General features: G+C 68.9%; 19 protein-coding genes, 1 tRNA gene and 1 pseudogene. 15 read left to right on the forward strand and 6 right to left on the reverse strand.

The genetic code is table 11. The annotated features are described in order from the left end of the window. Positions 1–128: 128 nt before the first annotated feature. The 13 genes from ACFWQG_RS00140 (at position 129) to ACFWQG_RS00200 (ending at position 16,305) form a co-directional block, all read left to right on the forward strand. Entirely contained in the window at positions 129–1,241 is a 1,113-nt protein-coding gene (locus tag ACFWQG_RS00140) for an alpha/beta hydrolase (protein ID WP_378505543.1), read from the forward strand. After that, positions 1,238–2,260, forward strand: coding sequence for a phosphotransferase family protein (locus tag ACFWQG_RS00145; RefSeq protein ID WP_378505544.1), 1,023 nt, complete (start codon positions 1,238–1,240; stop codon positions 2,258–2,260). The genes ACFWQG_RS00140 and ACFWQG_RS00145 overlap by 4 nt, the downstream gene beginning before the upstream one ends. Positions 2,261–2,267: 7 nt before the next feature. Beyond that, positions 2,268–3,554, forward strand: coding sequence for a phosphopyruvate hydratase (locus tag ACFWQG_RS00150; protein WP_378505545.1), 1,287 nt, complete (start codon positions 2,268–2,270; stop codon positions 3,552–3,554). Next, positions 3,542–4,507, forward strand: a complete 966-nt coding sequence (locus ACFWQG_RS00155; RefSeq protein ID WP_378505546.1) for an NAD(P)-dependent oxidoreductase — start codon at positions 3,542–3,544, stop codon at positions 4,505–4,507. The genes ACFWQG_RS00150 and ACFWQG_RS00155 overlap by 13 nt, the downstream gene beginning before the upstream one ends. Positions 4,508–4,710: 203 nt before the next feature. Further along, positions 4,711–6,231 (forward strand): ABC transporter substrate-binding protein, encoded by a 1,521-nt coding sequence (locus ACFWQG_RS00160; protein ID WP_378505547.1) that lies wholly within the window; start codon positions 4,711–4,713, stop codon positions 6,229–6,231. 12 nt (positions 6,232–6,243) lie between these two features. After that, positions 6,244–7,188 carry an ABC transporter permease gene (locus tag ACFWQG_RS00165; RefSeq protein WP_378505548.1) on the forward strand — a complete coding sequence of 315 codons (945 nt, stop codon included), beginning with the start codon at positions 6,244–6,246 and terminating at the stop codon, positions 7,186–7,188. Continuing rightward, on the forward strand, positions 7,185–9,158 hold the full coding sequence (locus ACFWQG_RS00170; RefSeq protein ID WP_378505549.1) for a dipeptide/oligopeptide/nickel ABC transporter permease/ATP-binding protein: 1,974 nt from the start codon (positions 7,185–7,187) through the stop codon (positions 9,156–9,158). The genes ACFWQG_RS00165 and ACFWQG_RS00170 overlap by 4 nt, the downstream gene beginning before the upstream one ends. Beyond that, positions 9,155–9,997, forward strand: a complete 843-nt coding sequence (locus ACFWQG_RS00175; protein WP_378505550.1) for an ATP-binding cassette domain-containing protein — start codon at positions 9,155–9,157, stop codon at positions 9,995–9,997. The genes ACFWQG_RS00170 and ACFWQG_RS00175 overlap by 4 nt, the downstream gene beginning before the upstream one ends. A 12-nt stretch (positions 9,998–10,009) precedes the next feature. Further along, positions 10,010–11,536 (forward strand): class I adenylate-forming enzyme family protein, encoded by a 1,527-nt coding sequence (locus tag ACFWQG_RS00180; RefSeq protein ID WP_378505551.1) that lies wholly within the window; start codon positions 10,010–10,012, stop codon positions 11,534–11,536. Then, positions 11,533–13,131 (forward strand): sulfatase, encoded by a 1,599-nt coding sequence (locus ACFWQG_RS00185; protein ID WP_378505552.1) that lies wholly within the window; start codon positions 11,533–11,535, stop codon positions 13,129–13,131. The genes ACFWQG_RS00180 and ACFWQG_RS00185 overlap by 4 nt, the downstream gene beginning before the upstream one ends. A 10-nt stretch (positions 13,132–13,141) precedes the next feature. Continuing rightward, complete coding sequence (locus tag ACFWQG_RS00190) at positions 13,142–13,945, forward strand: HpcH/HpaI aldolase/citrate lyase family protein (RefSeq protein ID WP_378505553.1); 804 nt, start codon at positions 13,142–13,144, stop codon at positions 13,943–13,945. Next, positions 13,942–15,348, forward strand: coding sequence for a 3-isopropylmalate dehydratase large subunit (gene leuC, locus ACFWQG_RS00195; RefSeq protein ID WP_378505554.1), 1,407 nt, complete (start codon positions 13,942–13,944; stop codon positions 15,346–15,348). Before ACFWQG_RS00190 ends, leuC begins: the two co-directional genes overlap by 4 nt. A gap of 78 nt (positions 15,349–15,426) precedes the next feature. Then, on the forward strand, positions 15,427–16,305 hold the full coding sequence (locus ACFWQG_RS00200) for a hypothetical protein (protein ID WP_378505555.1): 879 nt from the start codon (positions 15,427–15,429) through the stop codon (positions 16,303–16,305). A gap of 187 nt (positions 16,306–16,492) precedes the next feature. On the opposite strand, the gene ACFWQG_RS00205 is transcribed toward ACFWQG_RS00200, so the two are convergent. From ACFWQG_RS00205 to ACFWQG_RS00215, 3 genes and pseudogenes are all read right to left on the reverse strand, one after another. Further along, a complete protein-coding gene (locus tag ACFWQG_RS00205) occupies positions 16,493–17,935 on the reverse strand; it encodes a DUF222 domain-containing protein (RefSeq protein ID WP_378505556.1) in 1,443 nt (480 codons plus the stop codon). Positions 17,936–18,095: 160 nt separating this feature from the next. Then, positions 18,096–18,356 (reverse strand): annotated as a pseudogene (locus ACFWQG_RS00210) (transposase); the annotation flags it as partial. Between the two features lie 75 nt (positions 18,357–18,431). Then, positions 18,432–18,593, reverse strand: a complete 162-nt coding sequence (locus tag ACFWQG_RS00215; protein WP_378505557.1) for a hypothetical protein — start codon at positions 18,591–18,593, stop codon at positions 18,432–18,434. A 546-nt stretch (positions 18,594–19,139) separates the two neighbouring features. On the opposite strand from ACFWQG_RS00215, the gene ACFWQG_RS00220 reads away from it, so the two are divergent. After that, complete coding sequence (locus ACFWQG_RS00220; RefSeq protein WP_378505558.1) at positions 19,140–19,967, forward strand: alpha/beta fold hydrolase; 828 nt, start codon at positions 19,140–19,142, stop codon at positions 19,965–19,967. A 151-nt stretch (positions 19,968–20,118) separates the two neighbouring features. Here the strand turns inward: ACFWQG_RS00220 and ACFWQG_RS00225 are convergent. Beyond that, a tRNA-Arg gene (locus ACFWQG_RS00225) sits at positions 20,119–20,191 on the reverse strand. A 225-nt stretch (positions 20,192–20,416) separates the two neighbouring features. Here ACFWQG_RS00225 and ACFWQG_RS00230 point away from each other — a divergent pair. After that, positions 20,417–21,319 carry an oxygenase MpaB family protein gene (locus ACFWQG_RS00230; protein WP_378505559.1) on the forward strand — a complete coding sequence of 301 codons (903 nt, stop codon included), beginning with the start codon at positions 20,417–20,419 and terminating at the stop codon, positions 21,317–21,319. 6 nt (positions 21,320–21,325) lie between these two features. On the opposite strand, the gene ACFWQG_RS00235 is transcribed toward ACFWQG_RS00230, so the two are convergent. Further along, positions 21,326–22,645: a YhgE/Pip domain-containing protein gene (locus tag ACFWQG_RS00235; protein ID WP_378505560.1), complete on the reverse strand. Its 1,320-nt coding sequence runs from the start codon at positions 22,643–22,645 to the stop codon at positions 21,326–21,328. A 22-nt stretch (positions 22,646–22,667) separates the two neighbouring features. Continuing rightward, positions 22,668–24,935, reverse strand: a complete 2,268-nt coding sequence (locus ACFWQG_RS00240; RefSeq protein ID WP_378505561.1) for a glycoside hydrolase family 3 C-terminal domain-containing protein — start codon at positions 24,933–24,935, stop codon at positions 22,668–22,670. Positions 24,936–24,962 lie beyond the last annotated feature (27 nt).

Here is a 24,962-nt window from a genome sequence, read left to right on the forward strand (position 1 = left end):
ACAGGCGGGGGATCGGGGCGGGTTCTCATTTCGCCGTAGCGGCAATGCTTTTCGGTTCCGTGGACAGGCGCGCCGGCCGGTGATACAAATATGACGTTAGATTCAGGTAGTGAGATCCGGAGGTGCACATGGGCATCAATCGCACGTTCGTCGGGTTGCCGTCGTCGACGGCAGGCCGCGCTGGCGCAGGCGGGCACCCCTGCCAGGGCGTCTACTACGCACCGGAGGGCCGGAGGCCGAAGGTCGCGGTGATCGCCACCCACTACGGGATCGACTTCTCCGAGCACTACATGTCGACCTACCTCGCCGAGCGGGGCGTCGGATTCCTCGGCTGGAACACCCGCTTTCGCGGCGACGAGGCGCACTTCCTCCTCGACCATGCGCTCGTCGACATCGGTGTCGGTGTGCGCTGGCTCAGGGAGGTCGCCCGCGTCGACACCGTGATCCTGCTTGGCAATTCGGGCGGCGGATCGCTCATGTCGGTGTACCAGTCCCAGGCCGTCGCCCCGAACGTCACCCCAGTCGCAGGCATGCGCCCGGCAACCGGCCTCGACGAGCTGCCCGCCGCCGATGGGTACATCTCGACGGCGGCACACCTCGGCCGCCCCGACGTGCTCACCGCCTGGATGGACGGGTCGGTGACCGACGAGGCGGACCCGATCTCGACAGATCCGACGCTCGACCTGTTCAATCCGGACAACGGACCCGGATATGCGCCGGAGTTCGTCGAGCGGTACCGCGGGGCGCAGGTCGAGCGCAACCACCGCATCACCCGATGGGTGAAGGACGAGTTGCGGCGGGTCGCGGCCGCCGGCTACACCGACCGCCACTTCTCGGTGCACCGCACCTGGGCCGACCCGCGCATGGTCGATCCCACCCTGGAACCGACCAGGCGCGAACCCAACCGCTGCTACGTCGGCGTCCCCGAGCGAACGAACCGTTCCGTCTTCGGGATCGCGTCGGCCTGCACCCTGCGCACGTGGCTATCGCTGTGGAGCCTCGAGGATTCGCAGACCCGGTCGCGTCCGCACCTCGCCCGGATCACCGTGCCCGCGTTGGTCGTCAACGGGGACGCCGACACCGGCGTCTATCCCAGCGACGCGGCGGACATCGTGGCGCACCTCGGGGCTGCCGACAAGGAATTCCACGAGCTGCACGCCGACCACTACTTCCTGAACGACGGGGCCCGCGACGAGCTTGCCGACCTCGTCGAGACCTGGATCGAGAAGCGGTTCGGATGACGTCCGTGACCGATGCGCGGTCGCTCCCGATCCCACCGGAGTTCCGCGACGCGCTCCGCGGTCTCGGCATGATCGGCGCCAGCGACCACCCGGTAGGCACCCCGTTGACGGGTGGTGTCTCGTCGGATGTGTGGCGTGTCGATCTTGCTGGTGGCGCGGTCTGCCTCAAGCGGGCACTGCCCAAGCTGAAGGTCGCGGCCGACTGGCGGGCGCCGACGGAGCGGGCTGGCTGGGAGGCTAGGTGGCTGCGGATGGCAGGAGCAACGCTTGCTCCTCGGGTGCTTCGCGCGTTCGACGAGCGGACCGGGGTGCTGGTGCTCGACTGGCTCGACCCGCACACGCATCCGGTGTGGAAGGGCGAGTTGGCGTCCGGCCGGGTCGATCCCGCGTTCGCCGCCGCGGTCGGGCGGTCGCTGGCGGCGCTGCACGCTGCCGGAGCTCGGGAGACGCTCGCGGAGTGGGAGGCGGCCCGGCCCCTGTTCGAGACGCTGCGGATCTCCCCGTACCTGCGGGCGACGGCCGAGCGTCGCGACGAGTACGGACCCCTGATCGGCGGCGTGGTCGACTCGCTCACCCGGGCCGCGGTCACGGTGGTGCACGGCGACGTCAGCCCGAAGAACATCCTGGTCGGACCGTCCGGGCCGGTGTTCCTTGACGCCGAGTGCGCCTCTCCCGGCGACCCCGCGTTCGATCTCGCGTTCTGCCTCAACCACCTTGTGCTGAAAGGGGTCTGGCTTCCGGCACTCCGGGACGATCTGCACTCTGCGGCAGCGCAGCTGCTCGCTGCCTACCTGTCGGCGGTCACCTGGGAATCCGCCCCGGACGTGCTGCGCCGCACGCTCGTCCTGCTCCCGGCGCTTGCGCTGGCCCGCGTCGACGGCGTGTCCCCGGTGGAGTACCTGTCGGAGGACCGCGGACGCCCCGAGGTCCGCCGCGCCGCCGTCGACCTTCTCGCCACCCCCGCGCACACCCTCGACGAGCACCTGAGCCGCTGGTCGACCTACACGACGAAGGACTGACGACATCATGGCCGAATCACACGACATCATCTCCGTTGCCGGCGCACGCCGGTGGGACTCCCGCGGCCGCCCGACCGTCGAGGTCGAGGTGCGGACCGCGACCGCGGTGGGGAGGGCGATCGCCCCCGCGGGCGCCTCGACCGGCTCGGGGGAGGCGGTCGACCTGCGCGACGGCGGCGACCGGCTCGGCGGCCTGGACGTGACCACCGCCGTGCGCAACGTCAACACGCTGATCGCCGCGGAAATCGAGGGCCGACCGGTCGACGACCAGGCGGGCATCGACGAGGCACTCGACACCGTCGACGGCACAGGCGCGTTCGCCAAGCTCGGCGGCAACGCCGCGGTCGCGACGTCGATGGCCGTCGCGCATGCGGCGGCCGCGGCGGCGGGAGTCCCGCTGTGGCGGCACCTCGATCCCGACGCGACCCGCCTTCCGCTGCCGGAGATCCAGATCTTCGGCGGCGGCGCACACGCGAACGGGCGAATCGACCTGCAGGACCTCATGATCGTGCCGCACGCCGCGGGCTCCTTCGCCGAGGCGGTCGACTGGGCGGTCGAGATCCATCGCGCCGGGCGGCAATGGCTGGCCGACCGCGGACGCCTCGCTGGCGTCGCCGACGAGGGTGGCTGGTGGCCTGCCTTCGACTCGAACGCAGAGGCGCTCGACGCGCTCGTCGCCGCGATCGAGGGCGCCGGACTGGTTCCCGGCGATCAGGTCGGCATCTCGCTGGACGTCGCGGCGACGCAGCTGGCGACCCCCGAGGGGTACCGGCTGGCGCGTGAGGACCGCGTTCTCGACCGCGATGCGTGGTGCGCGGAGCTGCTTGCCTGGATCGCGAAGTACCCGATCCTCTCGATCGAGGACCCGTTCGCGGAGGACGATGCGGAGGGCATGGCGGCGATCGTTGCCGCGGTCGGTGACCGCGTCCAGGTGGTCGGCGACGACTTCCTCGTCACGGACGCGGACCGGGTCCGTGACGCCGCCGCTGGCGGGCGGGTGAATAGCGTGCTGATCAAGCCGAACCAGGCAGGCACCCTGACCCGCGCGAAACGCGCGCTCGACGCGGCGCGGGAGGCTGGTCTCGGTGCGATCGTGTCCGCCCGCTCGGGGGAGACCGAGGACGTGACGATCGCGCATCTCGCGGTCGGGTGGGGCAGTGGTGGATTCAAGGTCGGGTCGGTCACCCGCAGCGAACGCACCGCGAAGTGGAACGAGATGATCCGGATCGAGGAATCGCTCGGCGCAACGGGATCATTCGTCGGCAGGGCGGGATTCGGGCCGTGGCTGTCCTGAACGCCGATCGCCCGGTGCGGGTGCTGTTCCATTTCGACGGGTCCGATCGGCTGCGGGATCGACTGGCCCCGGCACTGGCCGGACTCGATGTCCGCTGGTGCCCGGAGCATGACGAGGACCGCTTCCGGGCCCTGCTGCCGACCACCGACGTGCTCTGGCACGTGCTGCGCCCCGTCACCGACGCCGACCTCGCGCTCGCACCGGACCTGGTCCTGATCCAGAAGCTCGGATCGGGGGTCAACACCATCGACCGGGAGGCCGCCCGGCGCCGGGGGATCACCGTGTCCAACATGGTCGGCGCGAACGCGCAGGCGGTGGCGGAGGCGGCCCTGATGTTGATCCTTGCCGTCCTGCGGAGGTCGGTGCCGCTGGACGCGGCGACCCGGCGCGGTGCCGGCTGGCCGATCGACACCACGCTCGCCGACAGCGTCGGGGAGATCGCTGGCAGCACGGTGGGGCTGGTCGGCTACGGCGAGATCGCGCGGACCCTCGCTGCCCCGCTGACGGCGCTCGGGGCGCGGGTGCTGCACACGACCGGTCGCAGCAGGGCGGGCGACGACGGCTGGCGGCCGCTCGACGAGCTGCTTGCCGAGGCCGACATCGTCTCGCTGCATCTGCCGCTCACCGACGCAACGCGGGGCCTGCTCGACGCGCGCCGGATCGGGCTGATGAGGCCGGGGGCGATCCTGGTGAATACCGCCCGCGGTGGACTCGTGGACGAGCAGGCGCTGTGCGAGGCACTCGTCGCGGGCAGGCTCGGCGGGGCGGGCCTGGACACCTTTGCGTCCGAACCGCTGCGGGCGGACGACCGGCTGCTCCGCGCGCCCAACGTGGTGGCCACCCCCCACATTGCGTGGTTGACCGCGGAGACGATCGAGCGGTGCGTCCGGATCGCGGCAGACAACTGCAGGCGACTGGCTGAGGGTAAGGACCTCCTGAATATCGTTCCCTGACAGGGGTTTACCGAATACGGATGTCGCGCGGGCCGGGCGGCATCCGTATTCGCGTACACCCGGCCGGTCCGCTCGGGGCGCGGTAGGGAATCATGAGGCATGAATCACATCAATCCATTGACAGAGATCTGGCTCACAGCTATAACTAAATCTGAAGTCAGATTCGTAAAACCCTCCAGATCCCATGACGAGTGGAGTTCTCTATGTCGAATGGATGGTCGCACCGGAGAGTCGGCCCGGCCCTGCTCGTCGCCGTCGCCGCCGCGGGTGCGGTGACCGGATGCGGGTCGGCGGCGAGCGCGGCGGGGGACGGCACCCTCGCCATCGGCACCCTGGTCGACGTGCAGAGCTTTGACCCGGCCCTCAATCCCGGTCAGGGACAACGCCTCTACCTCGACCCGGTGTACGACTCGCTGCTGCGCACCGACGCGGGCGGCAACATCGTGCCCGGCCTGGCCACCGACTACGTGCTCGACGCGACGGCGCTGCGTCTGACGCTGCCCGAGGGGCGGGTGTTCAGCGACGGCAGCCCGCTCGACGCCGCCGCGGTCAAGGCCAGTCTCGACCACGTCAAGTCCGCGGGCGGGCCTGCCTCGACCGCGCTCGCCAGCGTGCGTGAGGTCCGCGTCGACGGCCCCACCCAGGTCTCGCTCGACCTGACGGCGCCGGCCCCCGCCCTCCCGATCGCGTTGACCGACACCGCTGGCATGGTGGTCGCACCCGCCGCGATCGGCGACCCGAACCTCGGTTCGGCGCCGGTCGGATCCGGTCCCTACATGCTCGACGCTGCCGCCTCAAACAAGGGCGTGTCCTACGTCTACGTCCAGAACCCGCGATACGAGAACAAGGCCGAGCAGGGCCTGGAGCGGGTGGAGATCAAGGTCCTCACCGACGGTGCCGCCCGCGCAGGCGCACTCCGATCGGGTCAGATCGACCTGGCGCAGGTCGACAAGACCCAGGTCGACGCCGTCCAGTCCGCCGGATTCAACCTCGAGTTCATGACCGGCAACCACTGGATGCTCCAGCTCGCCGATCTCGGTGGTGAGAAGTCACCCGCGCTGGCGAGCAAGGAGATTCGGCAGGCGATCGGCTACGCGATCGACCGGGACGCCATCGTCGGCGCCAACTTCTTCGGTCAGGGCACCGCGAACAACCAGGTGTTCGGCGCGGACAGTCCGTACCACGTCGGCGACCTGCCGCAGAAGTACACCTACGATCCCGACAAGGCGAGGGCACTGGTGGCGCAGTCCGGGGTCGCGGATCCCACCTTCACCGTGCCCGCCTTCGGGCCGACCAAGCCGATCGCGGAGGCGGTCCAGGGCTACCTGCGTGAGGTCGGGATCACGATGAACATCGAGCTGGTGCAGCCGGGCACCCTGGAGAAGGAGAACCGCTCCACGAACTTCGGCGCCTTCCTGACCCCGATCAAGCAGGTTCACCCCGAGCAACTGTACGTCGAGCGGCTCGCCGCCGCCGGGCCGCAGAACCCGTACGGGCACAGCGCGCCCGCCGTCGACGCGTTGCACGCGGAGGCGCTCGCCGCCACCGACGACGCTGCCCGCAACACCGCCTACCGGCAAATGCTCGGTGAGGTCGCGGACCAGGCCCTGTGGATCGACCTGTTCACCGACAACGGTGCCGTTGCGTGGGCCGACAGCGTCCAGGGCGTCACCCTGACACCGGGGTGGGTCATGGGTCCGACGCTCCGCGGCGTCACCGCCTGATCGGGTGATGCGATGACGAAACTCATTGGGGGACGGGCACTTGCGCTCATCCCGATGTTGCTGATGATCACCGTGATCAGTGTCGGCCTGATTCAACTCATCCCGGGAGACGCGGCGGAGACCATCGCAGGCTCGTCCGCGACAGCCGACCAGATCGCGCAGGTTCGCGCCGATCTGAACCTGGACCGACCGGTGTTCGAGCAGTACCTCGGGTGGCTGGGCAACGCGGTGCAGGGCGACCTGGGCCGTTCCGTCATCGACCAGAGTGCGGTGCTCCCTGTGGTATTCGACCGGCTCGGCGTGACCTTCTCGCTGGCCCTCGCTGGCGGTGTGATCGGCATCGTCCTCGGGATCGCGGCAGGCACCGCGGCCGCCCTGCGTCCGGGATCCTGGATCGACCGCGGCATCACCCTGCTCTCGTCCACCGCGCTGGCGATGCCGACATTCTGGCTGGCGCTGATCCTGGTGTCGGTGTTCGCGCTCACCCTCGGCGTCCTCCCGGCGACCGGGTATGTGCCACCGTCGGTGAGCATCTCGGGATGGCTGCAGTCGCTGATCCTGCCGGGCATCTCGCTGGGATTGGTGATGGCGGCGATGCTGGCCCGGCACGCGCGGTCGTCGATGATCGCGGTGCTGCAGATGCCGCACATTCGCACCGCGCGGGCGATGGGTCTGCCCGAGACCAGGGTGATCGGCAGGCACGGGCTCAAGAGCTCGCTCGGACCGGTCGTGAGCACGCTCGGCTTCCACTTCGCCCACCTGCTCGGTGGCGCGGTCGTCGTCGAGCAGGTCTTCGGCATCCCCGGCATCGGTGACCTTGCGCTCACCGCGGTGAACCAGCGTGACATCCCGATGATCCAGGGCGTCGTCGTGGTGACCGGCATCTGCGTCGCGTGCGCCCAACTGCTCGTCGACATCTGCTACGGATACCTCGATCCGAAGGTGAGGAAGTCGTGACGACCATCGCGAGGCCATCGGCCCCCCAGACGGCACACCCCGGCCGGGCGACCGCGCCACCCCGCAGGGTCGAGCGGATCCCCGGCCGCTGGGAGCGGGTCAGCCGCCGCATCGTCACCGACCCGGTGATGATGGCTGCCCTGATCGTCCTCACGGTCATCGTGGTGTGTGCGATCTTCCGCGACCATCTGATGCCCTACGACCCAGAGGCCACCGACCTGTCCCGGGTGCTGCAGGGACCGTCCGGTGATCACCTGCTCGGCACCGACAATCTCGGCCGGGACACCCTCTCCCGGTTGATCGACTCCAGCAGGCTGGCCATGCTCGCCTCACTCGAGGCGGCCGGGATCGCGTTGCTGATCGGCGTTCCGGTCGGCCTCGTCATCGGGTACGTCGGCGGTTGGCTCGACAACATCGTGATGCGGATCGTCGACGGTTTCACCGCGCTGCCCGGGCTGATCGTCGCGATCGCCGTCATCGCGGCCCTCGGCCCCGGCATCACGAACGCGATGCTGGCGCTGGGCCTGATCTTCTCGACGACGTTCATCCGGGTGACCCGCGGCGAGGTGGTCTCCGCCCGCCGACACGTCTACGTCGAGGCGGCGCAGGTCGGCGGCGCCGGGACCGCCAGAATCCTGGTGCGGCACGTCCTCCCGAACATCGTCGGACCGCTGATCGTCCAGCTGTCGCTGACCCTGGCGTCCGCGCTCCTCGCGGAGGCCGCCCTGTCGTTCATCGGGCTCGGCGCCCAGCCGCCGGAGGCCAGCTGGGGCGTGATGGTGTCCGAGGGCGGTCACCTGCTTGCCCGGCAGCCGTTCCTCGTCATCCCACCCGGCGTCGCGATCGGCCTGACCGTGCTGTGCCTGAATATCGTCGCAGACGGCGTGCTCGCCGGCCTGCGGGACGAGCCCCGCCCGAGGCGGCTGCGCAGGCAGAACCGCGGCACCGCACAGACCGCGGTGCCCGCCTCGGTGGTCGCCCCCGCGGTCGATCCCGACATCCTGCTCGACGTGCGCGATCTCGAGGTGATGGTCGCGCGCCCCGACGGCGACCTCCCGCTGCTCGACGGGGTCTCCCTGACGGTCCGCCGCGGTGAGACGCTCGGGCTGGTCGGCGAGTCCGGCAGCGGCAAGACCATGGCCGCGCTGGCCACGATGGGACTGCTCCCGCCCTCCGTGCACGTCGTCGGCGGCTCCGTCCGGCTCGGCGGCACCGAACTCCTCGGCCTGTCGAACAAGGGCTGGAACGAGATTCGCGGCAACCGGATGGCGATGATCTTCCAGGAGCCGTCGACCGCGCTGGACCCGGCGTTCACCGTCGGCGACCAGATCACCGAGGTGCTTCGGGTGCATACCGGCGCCTCCCGGGCCGACGCCCGCACGAGGGCGCTGTACCTGCTCGAACGGGTCGGTATCCGTGACCCGCAACGCCGATTCGACAGCTACCCGCACGAACTGTCCGGCGGCATGGCGCAGCGGGTGATGATCGCCCTCGCGATCAGCTGTGACCCCGAACTGCTGATCGCGGACGAGGCAACCACAGCACTGGATGTGACACTCAAGGTTCAGATCGCCGACCTACTCCGGGACCTGCAGGAGGAGTTCGGCATGGGCATCATCTTCGTGACCCACGAGCTCGGCATGGTCGCCGATCTTGCCGACACCGTCGCGGTCATGTACGCGGGGCAGGTCGTCGAAATGCAGCCGGTTGCCGACCTGATGCGCTCCCCGCGGCACCCTTACACCGCGGCGCTACTGGAATCCAGTTCACAGGGGCGTCCGCGCGGCGAGAGGCTCGGCACCATTCCCGGAACCGTTCCATCGCCGGGCAGCCGGCCTGACGGATGCCGGTTCGCGCCCCGCTGCACCAGGTCCACCGCGTCCTGCACGACCGCCCTGCCGCCACTGGAGCAGGGCAGCGACGGGGCGATCCGGTGTGTGCGCCCATTGAACGTGGAGGTTCGCTCGTGACCACCCTGCTCGAGATCGACAACCTCCGGGTCACCTTCCGTCAGCCGGGGCTGCTGCACAGGCGGGAGCCGTTCGTCGCGGTGGACGATGTCACCCTGCGTCTCGGTGCAGGCGAAACCCTCGGCGTGGTCGGTGAATCCGGATCCGGGAAGACCACCATCGCGCGCGCGGTGCTGCGGCTGCTCCGGCCCGAGTCCGGCACCGTCCGGTTCGACGGGCACGACGTCACCGAGTTCGGGCGAGTGCCCAGGTGGTACCGCAGGCGGGTGCAGTCGATCTTCCAGGACCCCACCACCTCATTGAACCCGTCCTGGACGGTGCGGGACATCGTCGGTGAACCGATCCGGGTGCACGAGAAGGTCGGTCGATCCGAGCTGATCGTGCGGGTCGGGGAACTGCTCGAGCTGGTCGGGCTCGACCCGGCAACCGACCGACGCCGGCCCGCCGACTTCTCCGGCGGGCAGCGGCAGCGGATCGGCATCGCGCGGGCGCTCGCGACCCGGCCGTCGCTGATCGTCTGCGACGAACCGGTCAGCGCCCTCGACGTATCGACCCAGAGCACGGTCGTCAACCTGCTCAACGACATTCAACGCGAAACCGGGGTCGCGTACTTCTTCATCGGACACGATCTGACCCTGATGCGGCACGTCAGCGATCGCATTGCGGTGATGTATCACGGTCACCTCGTCGAGGAGGGGCCTGCCGAGCAGGTCTACCTCAATCACACCCACCCCTACACGCGGACCCTGCTGGACGCAGCCCCGACACTCGACCCCGCCGAGCAGGCGCGGCGTCGAGTTGCACGGGCAGCGGCGGCGCAGGCACCCGTCCCGTCCTAAGGAGAGTCACACGTGTTGTCCTGGAATCACATTGTGGAATGGCGCGCGGGCCGCCACCCCGATCTCCTCGCCCTCGCCGACGATCTCGGCGGAGCGCTCACCTACGCGGAACTCGCCGCCGCGGTCGAGCAGCGTGCCGGCGGCTGGGCCGCCGCCGGGGTCGGCGGGGACGACGTGGTCGCGATCGTCGCCCGCAACCGGGTGGACTGGGTGGTGCACCTCCTCGCGCTCAATCGGGTCGGCGCGGTTCCCGCCGCGGTGAACTGGCGGCTGACCGCGCCGGAGCTGCGAACGCTGTTTGCGGAACTTGCCCCGGTTGCGGTGCTCACCGACGAGGAGGGCCTGGCGCTCGTCGAGTCCGCCGCGCCCACCCTGCCGCGGGTGGTGGTGGGGGATCGCGACTTCGGGGGCGTCGCGCCGGCCCGCCCGGTGCACCGACTCCGCGGGGAGTCGCCGTTCGTCCTCATGCACACCAGCGGAACCACCGGGGGTGCACCGAAGGTGATCTCGCTGACGAACCAACGGCTGATCGCCTCCGCGACGTACCTCAAGCTCGTTGTCCCCGGCGCCGAGGAGGGCGCCCGCCACCTGCGGGCGATGCCGCTGTTCCACCTTGCGGGGCTCGCGAACGTCACGTACGGCCTCTTCATCGGCGCCAGCGTGGTCATCCAGAGCCGGTTCACGGCCGCCTCGTTCGTCGATGCGGTCGCCGATCATCGGATCGAGTTCACCAACCTGGTGCCGTCGGCGATCGCGATGGTGGTCGACGAGATCAACGCGCGCGAGCAGAAGCCGGACCTGTCGTCGCTTGTCGAGATCGGCTACGGGGCGTCGGCGATCTCGCCGGAGGTGCTGCGCGCGGCGATCGCGACCCTCGGATGTCGGTTCCGGCAGAACTACGGGTGCACCGAGACCGGGGGCTTCCCGATCTCCACCCTCGACCCGGCCGATCACCATCCCGAGTCGCGGCATCTGCGGTCGGCGGGCAAGCCCGCGCTGAACTGGGAGGTGCGGATCGTCGGACCCGACCTCGAGGACCTTCCGGTGGGCGAGGCGGGCGAGATCGTCGTGCGCGGCGCCGAACCGTTCTCCGGCTACTGGAACAACCCCGACGAGACGGCGAAAGCGTTGACCCCGGACGGGTTCTGGCGGATCGGCGACATCGGGCGACTGGATGAGGACGGCTACCTGACAATCGTGGACCGGGCCAAGGACATGGTGGTGTCGGGCGGGGAGAACGTCTACCCGGCGGAGGTCGAGGCGGTGCTCCGCGGGCATCCCGACGTCGCGGAGGTCGCCGTCATCGGTGTTCCGCACCCGCGCTGGGGGGAGGCCGTGCACGCCGTGATCGTCGAGCGGCCCGGATCCCGGACACGCGCGGATCAGATCGTGGTGTGGTGCCGCGAGCGCCTTGCCGGATTCAAGTGCCCGTCGAGCGTCGAGTTCGTTGACGAGATGCCCCGCAACGCGACCGGAAAGATGTTGAAACGTGTGCTGCGGGACAAGTTCTGGGCAGGACAGGAGAGGGCGGTATCATGAGCGACGCAGCGACACCCAGGGACACGGCGACACCCGGGAAGGGGTCGCGGCCCAACATCGTGCTGATCATGGCCGACCAGTTGCGCGCCGACCACGTCGGATTCGGCGGCAACGAGATCGTCCGCACCGCGAACCTGGATTCCATCGCGGCGCGAGGAACCCGATTCGACCGCGCCTACGTCGCCAACCCGATCTGCATGCCGAACCGGGCGAGCATCCTCACCTCGCGTGTGCCGTCCTCGCACGGAACCCGCTACAACGGGATCGCCGTCGACCCCGATGCGCGCACATTCGTACGGTCGCTGCGCGAGGCCGGATACCGCACGATGCTTGTCGGGAAGGCGCACTTCCAGAACATCGGCCACCAGCCGGAGATGGCGACTTCCGCGCGCGCTGGCAGCCCAGCGGTGGACGCAGTCGACCGAGCGAGGGACGAGGGCTGGGACCGGTGGGAGGACCTGGCGATGCATCGGCAGGGTCCGGTGCGCATGCCCGCCGACTACTACGGATTCGATCGGGTCGAGGTTGCGATCGACCACGCCGACTACTGCGGCGGTCATTACGAACACTGGTTGCGGGACCAGGGATTCGACCCGGCGGTGCGAGGAGGCGATCACGCCGCTGAGGTCTCCGAGCAGTGGAACCAGGTGTACCGCCCGGCGATGCCCGCCGAGCTGTACCCGACCGCCTGGGTGGGCAGCCGCAGCGCTGAGATGATCCGGTCGGCGGCCCACGACGGGGAGCCGTTCTTCCTGCAGTGCTCCTTCCCCGACCCGCACCACCCGTTCGCGCCGCCGGGCGAGTACTACGACATGTACTCGCCGGATGAGGTGCCGTTGCCCGCCACCTTCGACGACCCGCACGAGACGTCGATGCCGCACGTCCGCTCGAAGCTGAAGAACAGGGGCAGCCAGCGCGGCCCGATGTCGCCGTTCTCGCCGACCGAGAAGCAGTACCGGGAGGCGGCGGCGAAGGAATACGGTGCGATCACGTTCATCGACGACGCGGTCGGCACAGTGCTCGCGGCACTTGACGAGGCGGGCGTGCGCGACAACACGATTGTCGTCGTCACCAGCGATCACGGCGACATGTTCGGCGACCACGGCCTGATGCTCAAGGCTGGCCTGCACTACGAGGGCTGCGTGCGGGTGCCGCTCGTGGTGGCGGAGCCCGGCCGGAACGTGGGCGTCTCGGACGCCCTGGTGTCCTCCCTCGACATCGGTCCCACCCTGCTCGACCTCGCGGGCGTCGAGGGATACGCGGGGGTGCATGGCGTCAGCCTCGCCGGTGTCATGGCCGACCCCGACGCGACGGTGCGGGACGGGGTGTACATCGAGGAGGATCAGATGTTCGAACTGCTGCCCGGCTGTGGACCGCTGCAGATGCGCACCCTCATCACCGATGAGGGCCGGATCACCGTGTACCGCGGCACATCCGACGGTGAGCTGTTCCTGTTCGGGGACGATCCCGGTGAGCTGGTGAACCGTTGGCACGACCCCGCACACGTCGACGCCAAGTCCCGACTGCTCGCGGCACTGGTTGACGCGCAGATGGCGCACACCGACCTGTCGCGGCGCCCCACCGCGATGGCCTGAGGAGATTCACATGACGAACACGATCTACGGTCCGCGTCCGACCAACCGGGTGCGGGAACGCCTCGACGCGGGCGAGGTCGCGGTGGTCGCGGCCGGGCACTCCGGCCGCGCGGACACCGCGGACTTCATCGGCAGGCTCGGCTTCGACGGCTTCTGGCTTGAGGGCGAGCACGGTGCCGCACCATGGGACACGACGGGCGACGTCAGCCGCGCCTGCGAACTGTGGGGAATGGCCACGATGTTCCGGGTGCGGACCCTGGAGCCGTCGCTCGTGGCGCGGGCACTGACCCTTGGCGCGCACGGCATCGTGGTCCCGCAGGTGCAGACAGCGGAGCAGGCGGCGGCGTTGGTGCGGGCGGCGAAGTTCGCTCCGATCGGAGCGCGCGGTGTGTCGCGGGGCAGGAGGTCGTACGGCGACGGGGACTTCTTCGCGCAGGAGAACGACGGCACTGTGCTGGTGGTGCAGTTGGAGGATCCGGTCGCGCTCGCGAACATCGACGAGATCGTCGCCGTCCCCGGGATCGACGTGGTGTTCGTGGCGCCGAACGATCTCGCGCAGGCGATGGGGCACCAGGGTGATCCGGCACATCCGGAGGTCGCGGACGCGATCGACGCGGCGCTGTCGCGGATCGTGGCGAGCGGTATGGCCGCGGGCACGCTGTGCGCGCCGGGGCAGGCTGAACGCTTCCTCTCGCTCGGGGTGCGATTCCTGTACACCTCGTACGACAACTGGATCATGCAGGGTGCCAAGAACTTCCGAGACGAGCTGAACTGTGCTGCACTCGCGCCGTTGGTGGTGACGGCGCACCGATGACGCCGCGGACCCTGCTGGAGAAGGTCTGGACGGAGCACGTCGTCGCCGCGGTGTCCGACCAACCGATGGATGTGCTGTATGTCGACCTGCATCTGCTGCACGAGGTCACCTCGCCGCAGGCGTTCGACTCGCTCCGCGCGCAGGGCCGCCTCGTCCGCCGACCCGACCTCACCCTGGCGACGGAGGATCACAACGTCCCGACCTTCGGCATCGGATTGCCGGTCGAGGATCCGGACAGTCGCCTCCAGATGACCACCCTGCGTCGCAACTGCACCGAGTTCGGCGTGCCGTACCACCCGATGGGGGATCCCGGTCAGGGCATCGTGCACGTCATCGGACCCGAGCAGGGGTTCAGTCAACCGGGAATGACGATCGTGTGCGGTGACTCGCATACGTCGACACACGGTGCGCTGGGGGCGCTGGCCCTCGGCATCGGCGGCAGCGAGGTCGAGCATGTGCTGGCGACGCAGACGATCGTGCTGCCGAGACCCGCCGCCCTCGCCGTTGAGGTCGACGGCACGCTCGGCGCCGATACGAGCGCGAAGGACCTGGCGCTGGCGGTGATCCGAGCGCTCGGCCCGAATGGCGCGGCGGGGCAGGTGATCGAGTACCGCGGGCCTGCGGTCGAGGAACTGTCGATCGAGGGCCGGATGACGTTGTGCAACATGTCGATCGAGGCGGGCGCCCGCGCCGGTATGGTTGCCCCTGACGAGGCGACCCTCGCCTATCTCGATGGCCGTCCGCACGCACCGCGGGGCCGGGACTGGGACGACGCGGTCCGATATTGGGCGTCGCTGCGCACGGACCCCGGTGCCGCATTCGACCGGACCGTGCGCCTTGATGCGGACACGATCACGGCGTCGGTCTCGTGGGGGACCAACCCCAGCCAGGTCGTCGCGATCGATGGCGTGGTGCCCGACCCGGACTCGTTCGCGGGGGAGCGGGAGCGGCGCGGGGCCGTGGAGGCGCTGCGGTATATGGGCCTGACCGCGGGCACCCCGATCCGGGACATCGAGGTCGACACAGTGTTCATTGGTTCGTGCACCAACGGCCGGATCGAGGACCTGCGTGCCGCAGCCGATGTTCTCCGCGGAAGGCGGATTGCCGAGGGGATGCGGGCGCTGGCGGTGCCGGGGTCGATGCGGGTGCGCAGGCAGGCGGAGCGGGAGGGGTTGGACGAGGTGTTCCGGCGCGCGGGCTTCGAATGGCGCACCGCGGGATGTTCGATGTGTACCGGCATGAACCCGGACCGGCTCGGGCCCGGGCAGCGCAGCGCCTCCACCACCAACCGGAACTTCGAGGGCAGGCAGGGCGCGGGCGGTCGCACTCACCTGGTGTCACCCGCGGTCGCCGCGGCCACTGCCGTCGCTGGAACCCTCGCCGCACCCGCCGACCTCGGCTGACGGTCTTCCCGCGCCGACGTGCCGCGCCGGGTGCGCGAGGCGATAATGCGGGGGCGGGGAGGTTCAGGAGGTCGGCGGATGGGCGACGGACGCGGCGATGCGGTGCTTTCCACGTATCGTTCCCTGCGGTTGGGGGCGGTGATCCTGATGGTCGCGCTCGCCGTTGCGGTGCTGATCGCCTCGGTTGTCGACGGATGCGTGCAGTCCTCGATCAGCGCCTACTACTTCACCTCGGCGCACACCGTCTTCGTTGCCGCGCTGTGTGCACTCGGCGTGTGCCTGATCGTGTACAAGGGCAGTTCCGACACCGAGGACGTGCTGCTGAACTTCGCCGGGTTCCTGGCGTTCATCGTCGCGGTCGTGCCGACCGCTGGCGGCGCGTCGTGCGGTCCCGCCGGGCCCCTCGCGGGCGGGGGCGGATCGCCGGACGGTCTGCCGGAGGGGGTGCGCACCAGTGTCGGGGCGATCGTCGTCGCGGGTGCGCTCGCGCAGGTCGTTGCGCTGATGATCGCCCGCCGTGACCCCGGCGGTCGTCCGTACCGGGCGGCCGCCCGGTGGGCGACGGGAGCGGGGTGGGTGGTACTCGCCGCCGGCGCAGCCTGCTTCCTGTTCGTCCCCGATGCCTTCGCCGCGCACGGGCATTCGGTTGCCGCGGTCGCCATGTTCGCCGGACTGATCGGTGTGGTCGTGGCCAGTGCGACCTCCGCCAGCTACACCGCGGGTGCGTCGACATACGGACGGTTCTACCGGGTGATCGCCCGGTGGATGCTCGCCACCCTGACGGTGATCGTGGTGGTCCGGTACGCGTTCCCCGACTGGGAGCACTACGTCATCGTCGTCGAGTTCCTGCTGATCGCACAGTTCGTCGCGTACTGGCTCGTGCAGACCGTCGAACTGTGGAACGTTGTCGATCGCACCGACCTGTACCCGGCAGGGCAGGGCCCGCCGATGCTGTGACGATGTATGCCCGTGGTGAACCGCCAGTTTCGACGGACCGGTAGGAGAAGTATGTGACTGCCGAACTCTGGGCACGTGCGGAGGTTGCAGGTCGTCGTCTGCCTGGCCAAATCTACGGCAGCATCGGACCACGACCTCTGCGGGTCGCGATCCGACGCTGCCGTGATGCGCTGCGCTGACCGATGTTTCAGGTGCTGAACAGCAGCTGTCTTCGATTGTGTGCCGGGATGGGTTTCCGGTCGGGGTCGATCCAGTGTGGGGGTGTGAACCACGGATGGCCGTCGTCTCCGATGTACACAGTCCATTTGCCTTTGTGGATGTATCGGTGGTGAAAGCGGCAGAGTAGCACCAGGTTCGACAGTTTCGTTTCGCCTCCGTTGGCCCAGTGATGGATATGGTGGGCGTCGGTCCAGGCGGTGGGTCGGCCGCATCCTGGGTAGGCGCAGCCGCAGTCGCGGGCGTCGAGGGCGCGGCGGAGTCGGCGGGGGATGATGCGGGTGGTGTGGCCGATGTCGAGTGGGTTGCCGTTGTCGTCCATGACGATGGGGGTGATGGTGGCGTCGCAGGAGATGATGGCGGCGGTGTTGATGCTGATGGGTCCCATCCATGGCATCCACGCCGGACCCCTGCGGATGTAGCTGTGGCCGGAGCCTTGGACGGTGTCTCGGCGGTCGTTCCCGTACGAGCGGCCGCTGGCGTTGTTGTGGTCGGTGGGTGTGCCGTTGCCCCTGCTGCTTTCGTTCGGGGGTTTCGTTGCGGGGGTGTGGCGTGCGGTGGCGGTGGCGAGGTCGCCGAGGCCGACGAAGACGGTCATGTGGGGTTGTTCGCTGCCTTCGCTGGGGGCGTCGCCGGAGTTGAGGTAGTGGCGGATGATGTCGGCGAGGGCGTCGGCGCGGCGTTGGGGTGCGGGGCGTGGGTCGGGGTCGGGTTCGCCGTGGGTGTTGTCGCGTCCGGGTTGCGGCTTCGATAGTGCGGACAGGGCGGTGAGGACTTGTTCTCCGGTGGTTTTGTCGAAGTGGCCCTTGATTCGGAGTCGTCCGCCGGTGGTGGGGGTGGTGAAGAGTTCGTTGAGGGTGGTGTTCTCGTCGTCGGGTGGAACGCCGTCGTCGTCGTTGGTGAGCATGGTGCGGAGGGCGGCGACGCGTCGGGCGGTGTCGGCGCTGTGTTCGTGTTCGGCCGCTGTGAGGAGGTACGTGGTGCACTGTTGGCGGCATTCGGCGATGGGGTCGATGTGCTCGCCGTTGATGTGGGTGGGGACGAGGTCGGCGATGAGGTGGGGGATGTCGTCGAGGAGGGTGGTGATGGACCGGATCTGGTCGATGTCCGCTGTTCCGGCGGTGAGGGCGTCGGAGATGGCTTTCCTGTCGCGGAGGTTTCGTCCGGTGGCGATGATTGTTTTGGCGACTGCGGGGGTGAGTTTGCTGGTGTCGGAGAGCCAGGCTTGGGTGGAGGATGCGCCGAGTGTGTGGGTGGTGCCGCGTTCGTCGATCTCGTGGACGAGGTGGACGCGGAGGGCGTCGAGTTGGCGCAGTCGTTCGGATAGTTCGGGGATGAGTGTGAGCAGGGTGTTTTCGTCGAGTTGCCACGCCTGTACCCGGTTGGGTGTGGTGAGTAGCTCGTCGAGGTCCATGTCTCGACGTTACTCGTATGTGTGTTCGATGGCAAGGGTGTTCGAGTGTGGATGTGATTGATGCGCAACAATATTCGCGTTCCATAACCTGTGTGGATGCCGCTCTCGCTGGGGTGCGATTGAGTCGCTGCTTGCCTGCCGCTGAACGATCGGGGCGGACTCAACCGGTCGACGCAACATCGCCTTGTTCGAGCAACTGCAACTGCTCGGCGAACACCTCGGCCGGATTCCAGCCGAGCACCTTCCGCGGTCGGTTATTGACGGCCAACGTGACCGCTTCGAGATCTTCGGCGCTCCAAGGTGACACGTCCGTTCTCCTCGGAAAACACTGTCGCAAAACGGCGTTCGTGTTCTCGATGGTCGGACGCAGTCACGGAGAATGCGGGTCGGTGAAGAACGCCTTCGTGCCGGTGTCGAGCGTGCGGCATGGACGTCGACGCCGAACTGTGTGAGCTGATTCCCGGACCGGTTCACCCTCCTGCCGGGGAGGCGAATGCTAACGCGGGATGAGATCTGTCAGCAGCCAGACGCCAACAGCTGTGAGAACGAAGTTCAGGATCAAAAGCACGATCGGCACGCCGGTACCCCAACGCTTACGTGCCAGCGCCTCGAGAACTCCGGTAGCGACACCGCCGACCGACAGCGAGAACAAGGTCACGGCCCCGTCGACTCCGCGTTCGTACCCGAACAGTGCACTGGCCCCCAATGCGATGCCAGTTACAGCAGCGACGCCAACCATTGCGAGGAATGCGCCATGGGACTTCTCGTACCGGCGACGGTCAAGACTAGCTATGAACACAGGATGTCTCTCGATTCTGCAACGGAAGTCGTCGAGCCGTCAGCGTCAGCACCCTTGTGAGATCCCCACCGGAATGCGCCGACTATGGGGCAGATTGAAATCTGGGGTTGGGTTCCCCACCGGCTACGGAGGCTATCGCGCCAGCCCGGCCGGCGCCTCAGCGTCGATCGCGGTCAGGGTGGTCCGTGGGCGGGATCTCCGTGATCCGCCACCCCGTGAAGAATCGGCGAGCATTGACGAGGTAGTGGCGCAAATGGGCTGCGAGCCACGTCATCTCCCACGGCTTCAGGGGTTCCATGCCTTGATGGTCCCATATGTCCGAACCGGGCAGGCGGATGGCCGTTCGGCCTCGGAGGCGAGCCGAACGCGTGGACTGCCCCGGGTGCGCTCTGCTAGAAGGAAGTGATGAGAAGCGGCGAGTTCGTGACATCCGTGAATCGGGCGGGAGCGGGGGATCCGGTACTGCTGCTGCACGGATTCACGCTCTCGCACCACGTGTGGCACGTCATCGTCGATGACCTTTCGAGCGACTACGACGTCCTGGCGATGACCATGCCGGGGCACTGGGGCGGCCCGCGCCTGCGCATGCGGGAACTGGGGATTCGTGGGCTTGCCGACGGAATCGAACGCAACCTCGACGCCCTTGGCTGGCACACCTGCCACGTTGCGGGTAACTCCCTGGGCGGACAGGTCGGCTTCGAACTCGAGCGGCGAGGTCGTGCACGATCGTTGGCTGCGATCAATCCCGGTGGGGGATGGGAGCGATTCTCGGCAACCGAGTTCCGGCTCGGGGTGGGGTTCACCGCGCAGTTTCCGCTGGCGGCGGTCGCCCGTCTCCTCGGCGACCGTGTGGCCACCAGGGAGCGCTTCCAGCGTCCGATCATCCGGAACTGCAGCAGGGATCTCGACGCCGTCACCCCCGACGACGCGGCCAACGTGCTCCGCGCGGTGTCGCACTGCCCCGTCTACCTGCCGATCCAGCTGGCGTTCCTGCGGGACGGGCCGCTCACCCACCTCGACCGGGTCACCGCGCCGACGACCCTGATCCTGTCCGAGTTCGACTCATTCCTCACCCGGGAAGAGTGCATGCAGCGACTGATCGACGAACTGCCTGACCACGTGGCGGAGGTGGTCCTGCCCGGCGTTGGGCACATACCGATGCTGGAGAATCCCGGGATGGTTGCCGATGCCCTGCGTGCACACCTGGTAGGAGCGACGGGCGCGGGGTCATAGGTCATGCGTCTTGGCCGCCTGGGCGCACAGCGACGAGACTGAGTGAGCCGGGCCCGGCGCTGACCGTCGACAATTGAACCCTGCCCGCCTGCGTGTGACGCTGGCGGTCCATCGCGTGGTCGCACCCCGCCGGAGGGCGGCGGTGTCTCTGTGCCCTCGGCAGGATTCGAACCTGCGACACCGGCTTTAGGAGAGCCGTGCTCTATCCCCTGAGCTACGAGGGCGTCGGGGTCTGTCACCCCGGTGCAACTAGGAAGTGTAGCGGGGTACCCGCCAACGGCCTGTCGGCCGGGTCGACGGAACCCTCTTGACGGGCGCCGCGCGGGTGGTATGTTAACGGCAATTCGCTGTGGTGTTGACGTCGTCGAGGAGGGGGGATGACGTCAACACCGACGAGAAGTAGTGAAATGCAGACTGTTTCGTCAACGGGTGTCAGTCGGAGGGGACGCATGCCGCGCAGCTATGTCGATCTCGGACACCCACCGCTGCTGACCGCCGCGCAGACCCGCATCGCGATCACCACCACCCGCACCCGGGTGGCCCGGAAGCACCCGGATCTCACCGACGCCCTCGACTTCTGGTCCTTCGCCGGAGCTGCCGCGAACGTGGTCATGCAGATCGGCTGGCCCGAGGTCGCGTGCGGGGTGATCGAGAGCAGGGTGCCGTCCGGGGCGCTGATGCAGCATCCGTGGAAGCGGGCCCGCACCACCACCCAGTATCTCGCCGTCGCGATCCTCGGGACCGACGACGAACGTGCCGCCTACCGGGAGGCCGTCAACGGCGCGCACCGACACGTCCGATCCGACGAGACCAGCCCGGTCGAGTACAACGCCTTCAACAGGGAACTGCAGCTGTGGGTCGCGGCCTGCCTCTACATCGGGTTCGAGGACTCGCACCAGCTGCTGCACGGGAAGCTGTCGGCGGATGACCTTGAGCACTTCTACCAACGGTCCGCCACGCTCGGGACGACGCTGCAGGTCACCGAGGAGATGTGGCCCGCGACCCGCGCCGACTTCGACACCTACTGGAACACCGCCTGCGCGCGGGTCCGGTTCGACGAGGAGACCGCCCGCTTCGTCGATGACCTCGTCGGACTGCAGATGATCGCGTGGCCGATCCGGGCACCGTTCCGGAACCTGCTGCGCTTCCTGACGATCGGCTTCCTGCCGCCGCTGTTCCGCGAACAACTCGGACTGGAGTGGACCGCGGACGACCGGCGCCGATTCGAGCACCTGTTCATCTTCGTCTCGTTCGTCAACCGGTTCCTGCCCGGCTTCATCCGGAACGGCGGGAGCCGCCTGCTGATGCGGGATCTGCGCCGCCGGATCGGCAAGGGGTCGAAGCTCCTCTGACCCCGGTCAGGCCGGCGTCGTCGCGACCCCGCGGTGGAACCCCTTGCGGTCGTACAGTGCCGCGGTGACCGCACCGATCACCAGGCCGACGGCCAACCCGATCGCCGTCATCGTCACCGCGTGCGTCAACTCCCGTGCCCCACCCTCGCCGAAGTACAGCAGCGCCCGCACCCCGAGGAACACCTGGTGCATCGGCTCGAAGCTCGCCAGCCAGCCGAAGAACGGCGGGGTGGCCTCGATCGGGATCGTGCCGCCCGCGGACGGCAGTCCGAGGACGACGAAGATGATCAGGTTGATGATCATGCCCGCGGTACCGAAGATCGCCAGCACCGACATCGCCGTGATCCCCACCGCCGCGATCGCGAACGTGCCGTACAGCCACAGTCCCAACGCGTTCTGCAGCGGCATCGACAGCAGATGCGAAATCCACACGTACAACCCCGACACCAGCGGTGCGACCACCAGCATCACCGCCCACTTCACCGCGAGGGTCTGCAGCCGCGAGATCTCGACCGCCGGATTGTGCAGATACCGCGGGCCGAACTCGGTTGGCGCGAACCCAAGCATGCCGTCGATCAGGGTGTTGACGATCATCGCCCCGGTGAATCCGGCGAGAATGACCAGCAGTGCGTAGTAGAACGCGGACAGCCCGTTCCCGGTGCCGTCCGGCAGCGGCTTGTGCGGGACGGTCAGCACGTTGATCGGCTCCGCCAGCGTGAGCCGGGACGCGCCGGGCACCGGGGTGTCGCCGACCCCGGCGGCGACCTGCTCGGTGACCTGCCTGCCGACCGTCTCGTTGACCGTCTCCATCGCGGGCCCGGTGATGGCCTCGACGATCCCGACACCGAACGTTCCTGCCCGCGGATTCGTGTACACCGTGATGATCGGGCGTTCCACATCCCCCGGCACCACGCTGGACTGGGCGAGGATCATCATGCGTTTCGTGAAGTCCGACGGGATCACGATCGCGCCGTACACCTCCGCGGAGTCGAGCATCGACTGCGCGGTGCCGATCCCGACCTGCCGCAGGTCCACCTTGTCGGCGGGAATCCCGTCGGTGAGGCCCGCGACGATCTGCTCGCCGATGTTCTGCCGGGCATCCGACCCCGGAGGCACATCCCCCTCGTCCTGGTTGACGACGGCGATCGGAAAGCCGTGCAGGCTCCCCTTCGGGTCCAGGATCCCGCCCAGGTACAGCGCCGCAAGCAGCGACATCAGCAGCGCGACCACCAGGATCGGGGCCGCCCAGAACAGCGGCGTGCGCAGCTTCCTGGTCCGAGCGCCCGGTTCGACGGCCTCCGGTGCCAGATGCTTCGGACTGTTCATCTCGCCGCCTCTCGTCGCGGTGTCAGGGGCGGAATGTGTGCTCGCGCACGGCCTCGACCAGCCCGTCGATGACGGTGCCGGTCATGCCGGGGCTGAACGCCGCCAGCTTCGTCAGCGGCGCGCCCGCCGCCATCTTCAGCAGCAGCGGATCCACGTCACCGAGTCCGGGGCCGCCGCCGGCCGCCGCGAACGCCTCCGCCAGCAGCGGCCCGCCAATCGGATGCGTGAACCACTCGCCGAGCGTGGACATCCCGGTTAGGGTCGGCGGGATCCCGTCACCGGGGGAGGTGTGGACCCCGGCCAGCCGGATATCCCGTGAGGACGCGCCGACCCGAATCTCGAAGTCGCCCGCCTCCACCACCCAGCGGTGCTCGCGGACCGACCAGAACGCGAACGCGCGCTCGTCGAGGGCGATCGTCACCTGCCGTGACTCGCCCGGCACCAACAGCACCTTCGCGAAGCCCTTCAGCTCGTGGACCGGCCGATCGACGGTGGACTCGACGTCGCGGACGTAGACCTGCGCCACCTCCGCCCCGGCCCGGTCGCCGGTGTTGGTGACGGTGAACGACACCGTCAGGCCGTCGCCGGACGGGTCGAGCGCGAGGTCGGCGTAGTCGAAGGTGGTGTAGGACAAGCCGAATCCGAACGGGTATGCCACCGGCACGTCCAGGGTGTCGAACCAGCGGTACCCGACGTGGATTCGTTCGCCGTAGACGACGACGCCGTCGGAGCCGGGGAAGTTGAGGCGACTCGGGGTGTCCTCGAGTCGCAGCGGGATCGTCTCGGTCAGCCGACCCGACGGCGTCGCCAGCCCGAACAGCAGGTCCACCGTCGCGGACCCACCGGCCTGCCCGAGCAGCCACCCCTCCAGGATCGCTTGCGCGCGGTCCCGCCACTCGGCGACCGAGACCACCGCGCCGTTCGACAGCACAACGGCGACACGGGGATTGACGTCGGCGACGGCATCGAGCAGGGTCAACTGGTCGGCGGGCAGGGCGAGGCCGGTGCGGTCGAACCCCTCCGACTCGACCGCCGTCGGTAGCCCGAGGAACAGCAGCACCGTGTCCGCCGACCCGGCGAGCGTCACCGCCTCCGCGACCAGGTCGGGGTCCGCGACCCCGTCCAACCGGAACCCGGGCGCGAAACGCGCAGCCGTCCCGGCGAGTTCGGTGATCGCGTCGAGGACGGAGTCGACGCGGGTCGGGACGACCTGGGAACTGCCGGACCCCTGGAATCGTGGGGTGCGAGCGAACTCGCCGATCACCGCGATCGACTCGAGCGCCGTCGCCTCGAGCGGCAGCAGCCCGCCCTCGTTCATGAGTAGCACCGCGGACTCGGTTGCCGCCGCGGCGGCGAGCGCGTGGTGGGCGTCGGTGTCATAGCGGCCCGCGTCGGTGGCGGTCGCCCGGTCAACTAGGGCCAGCACCCGCTCCACCGCCGTGTCGACGATCGCCTCGTCCAGCGCTCCCGACTCGACGGCCGCGATCACCGCGTCGTCGCCCGCCGCCGCCGGCATCGTCAGATCCAGCCCAGCGGCCAGAGCGCGCACCCGGTCGTTCACCGCGCCCCAATCCGACATCACCAGGCCGTCGAAACCCCATTCGTCGCGGAGCACCGTCGTCAGCAGCCACCGGTTCTCGCTCACCGCTACGCCCCGCAGCGTGTTGTACGAGCACATCACCGTCCACGGTCGGGCGGTGGTGACGATGCGTTCGAAGGCGGGGAGGTAGATCTCGCGGAGGGTGCGCTCGTCGGCCTGCACGTCGACCCGCATCCGGTCGGTTTCCTGATTGTTCGCGGCGAAATGCTTGAGTGAGGTTCCGACGCCGCGGGATTGCACGCCAAGCACCCAGGCGGCGCCGAGTGTCCCGGCCAGGAACGGGTCCTCCGAGTAGTACTCGAAGTTCCGTCCGCACAGCGGGGATCGACGGATGTTCACCCCCGGCCCGAGCAGGACCGACACCCCCTCGGCGCGCGCCTCGTCGCCGAGCGCGGTGCCGACGGTATGGATCAGGTCGACGTTCCAACTCGACCCGAGGCCGACGGCCGGCGGAAAGCAGGTCGCGGGGACGCTGTCACCGAGTCCGAGGGCGTCGCCGCCCTCGGACTGCTTGCGCAGGCCGTGCGGCCCGTCGGTGACCAACAGTGCGGGCACCCCCGCTTCCGGGATCGCGGCCGTGTGCCAGAAGTCGGCGCCGGTGGTCAGCGCCACCTTGCTGGCCAGGCCGAGCCCGGCGCGGGCGCCCGCGGTTGCGCCGCGCACCGGCTCCGAATGGGATTGCTGGGTCATCGAATTCCCGTCCGCCGTTCGGCGCCG

Origin of the sequence: Rhodococcus sp. NPDC058532, assembly GCF_042719255.1 — a bacterium.
Lineage (GTDB): Bacteria > Actinomycetota > Actinomycetes > Mycobacteriales > Mycobacteriaceae > Rhodococcus_G.

Excerpts from the sequence above, each read along its gene's own strand:
- ACFWQG_RS00150 (WP_378505545.1), top strand. The coding sequence starts at position 2,268 with ATGGCCGAATCACACGACATCATCTCCGTTGCCGGCGCACGCCGGTGG.
- ACFWQG_RS00220 (WP_378505558.1), top strand. The coding sequence starts at position 19,140 with ATGAGAAGCGGCGAGTTCGTGACATCCGTGAATCGGGCGGGAGCGGGG.
- ACFWQG_RS00165 (WP_378505548.1), top strand. The coding sequence starts at position 6,244 with ATGACGAAACTCATTGGGGGACGGGCACTTGCGCTCATCCCGATGTTG.
- leuC (WP_378505554.1), top strand. The coding sequence starts at position 13,942 with ATGACGCCGCGGACCCTGCTGGAGAAGGTCTGGACGGAGCACGTCGTC.
- ACFWQG_RS00145 (WP_378505544.1), top strand. The coding sequence starts at position 1,238 with ATGACGTCCGTGACCGATGCGCGGTCGCTCCCGATCCCACCGGAGTTC.
- ACFWQG_RS00190 (WP_378505553.1), top strand. The coding sequence starts at position 13,142 with ATGACGAACACGATCTACGGTCCGCGTCCGACCAACCGGGTGCGGGAA.
- ACFWQG_RS00200 (WP_378505555.1), top strand. The coding sequence starts at position 15,427 with ATGGGCGACGGACGCGGCGATGCGGTGCTTTCCACGTATCGTTCCCTG.
- ACFWQG_RS00140 (WP_378505543.1), top strand. The coding sequence starts at position 129 with ATGGGCATCAATCGCACGTTCGTCGGGTTGCCGTCGTCGACGGCAGGC.
- ACFWQG_RS00230 (WP_378505559.1), top strand. The coding sequence starts at position 20,417 with ATGCCGCGCAGCTATGTCGATCTCGGACACCCACCGCTGCTGACCGCC.
- ACFWQG_RS00235 (WP_378505560.1), bottom strand. The coding sequence starts at position 22,645 with ATGAACAGTCCGAAGCATCTGGCACCGGAGGCCGTCGAACCGGGCGCT.
- ACFWQG_RS00240 (WP_378505561.1), bottom strand. The coding sequence starts at position 24,935 with ATGACCCAGCAATCCCATTCGGAGCCGGTGCGCGGCGCAACCGCGGGC.
- ACFWQG_RS00185 (WP_378505552.1), top strand. The coding sequence starts at position 11,533 with ATGAGCGACGCAGCGACACCCAGGGACACGGCGACACCCGGGAAGGGG.
- ACFWQG_RS00205 (WP_378505556.1), bottom strand. The coding sequence starts at position 17,935 with ATGGACCTCGACGAGCTACTCACCACACCCAACCGGGTACAGGCGTGG.
- ACFWQG_RS00160 (WP_378505547.1), top strand. The coding sequence starts at position 4,711 with ATGTCGAATGGATGGTCGCACCGGAGAGTCGGCCCGGCCCTGCTCGTC.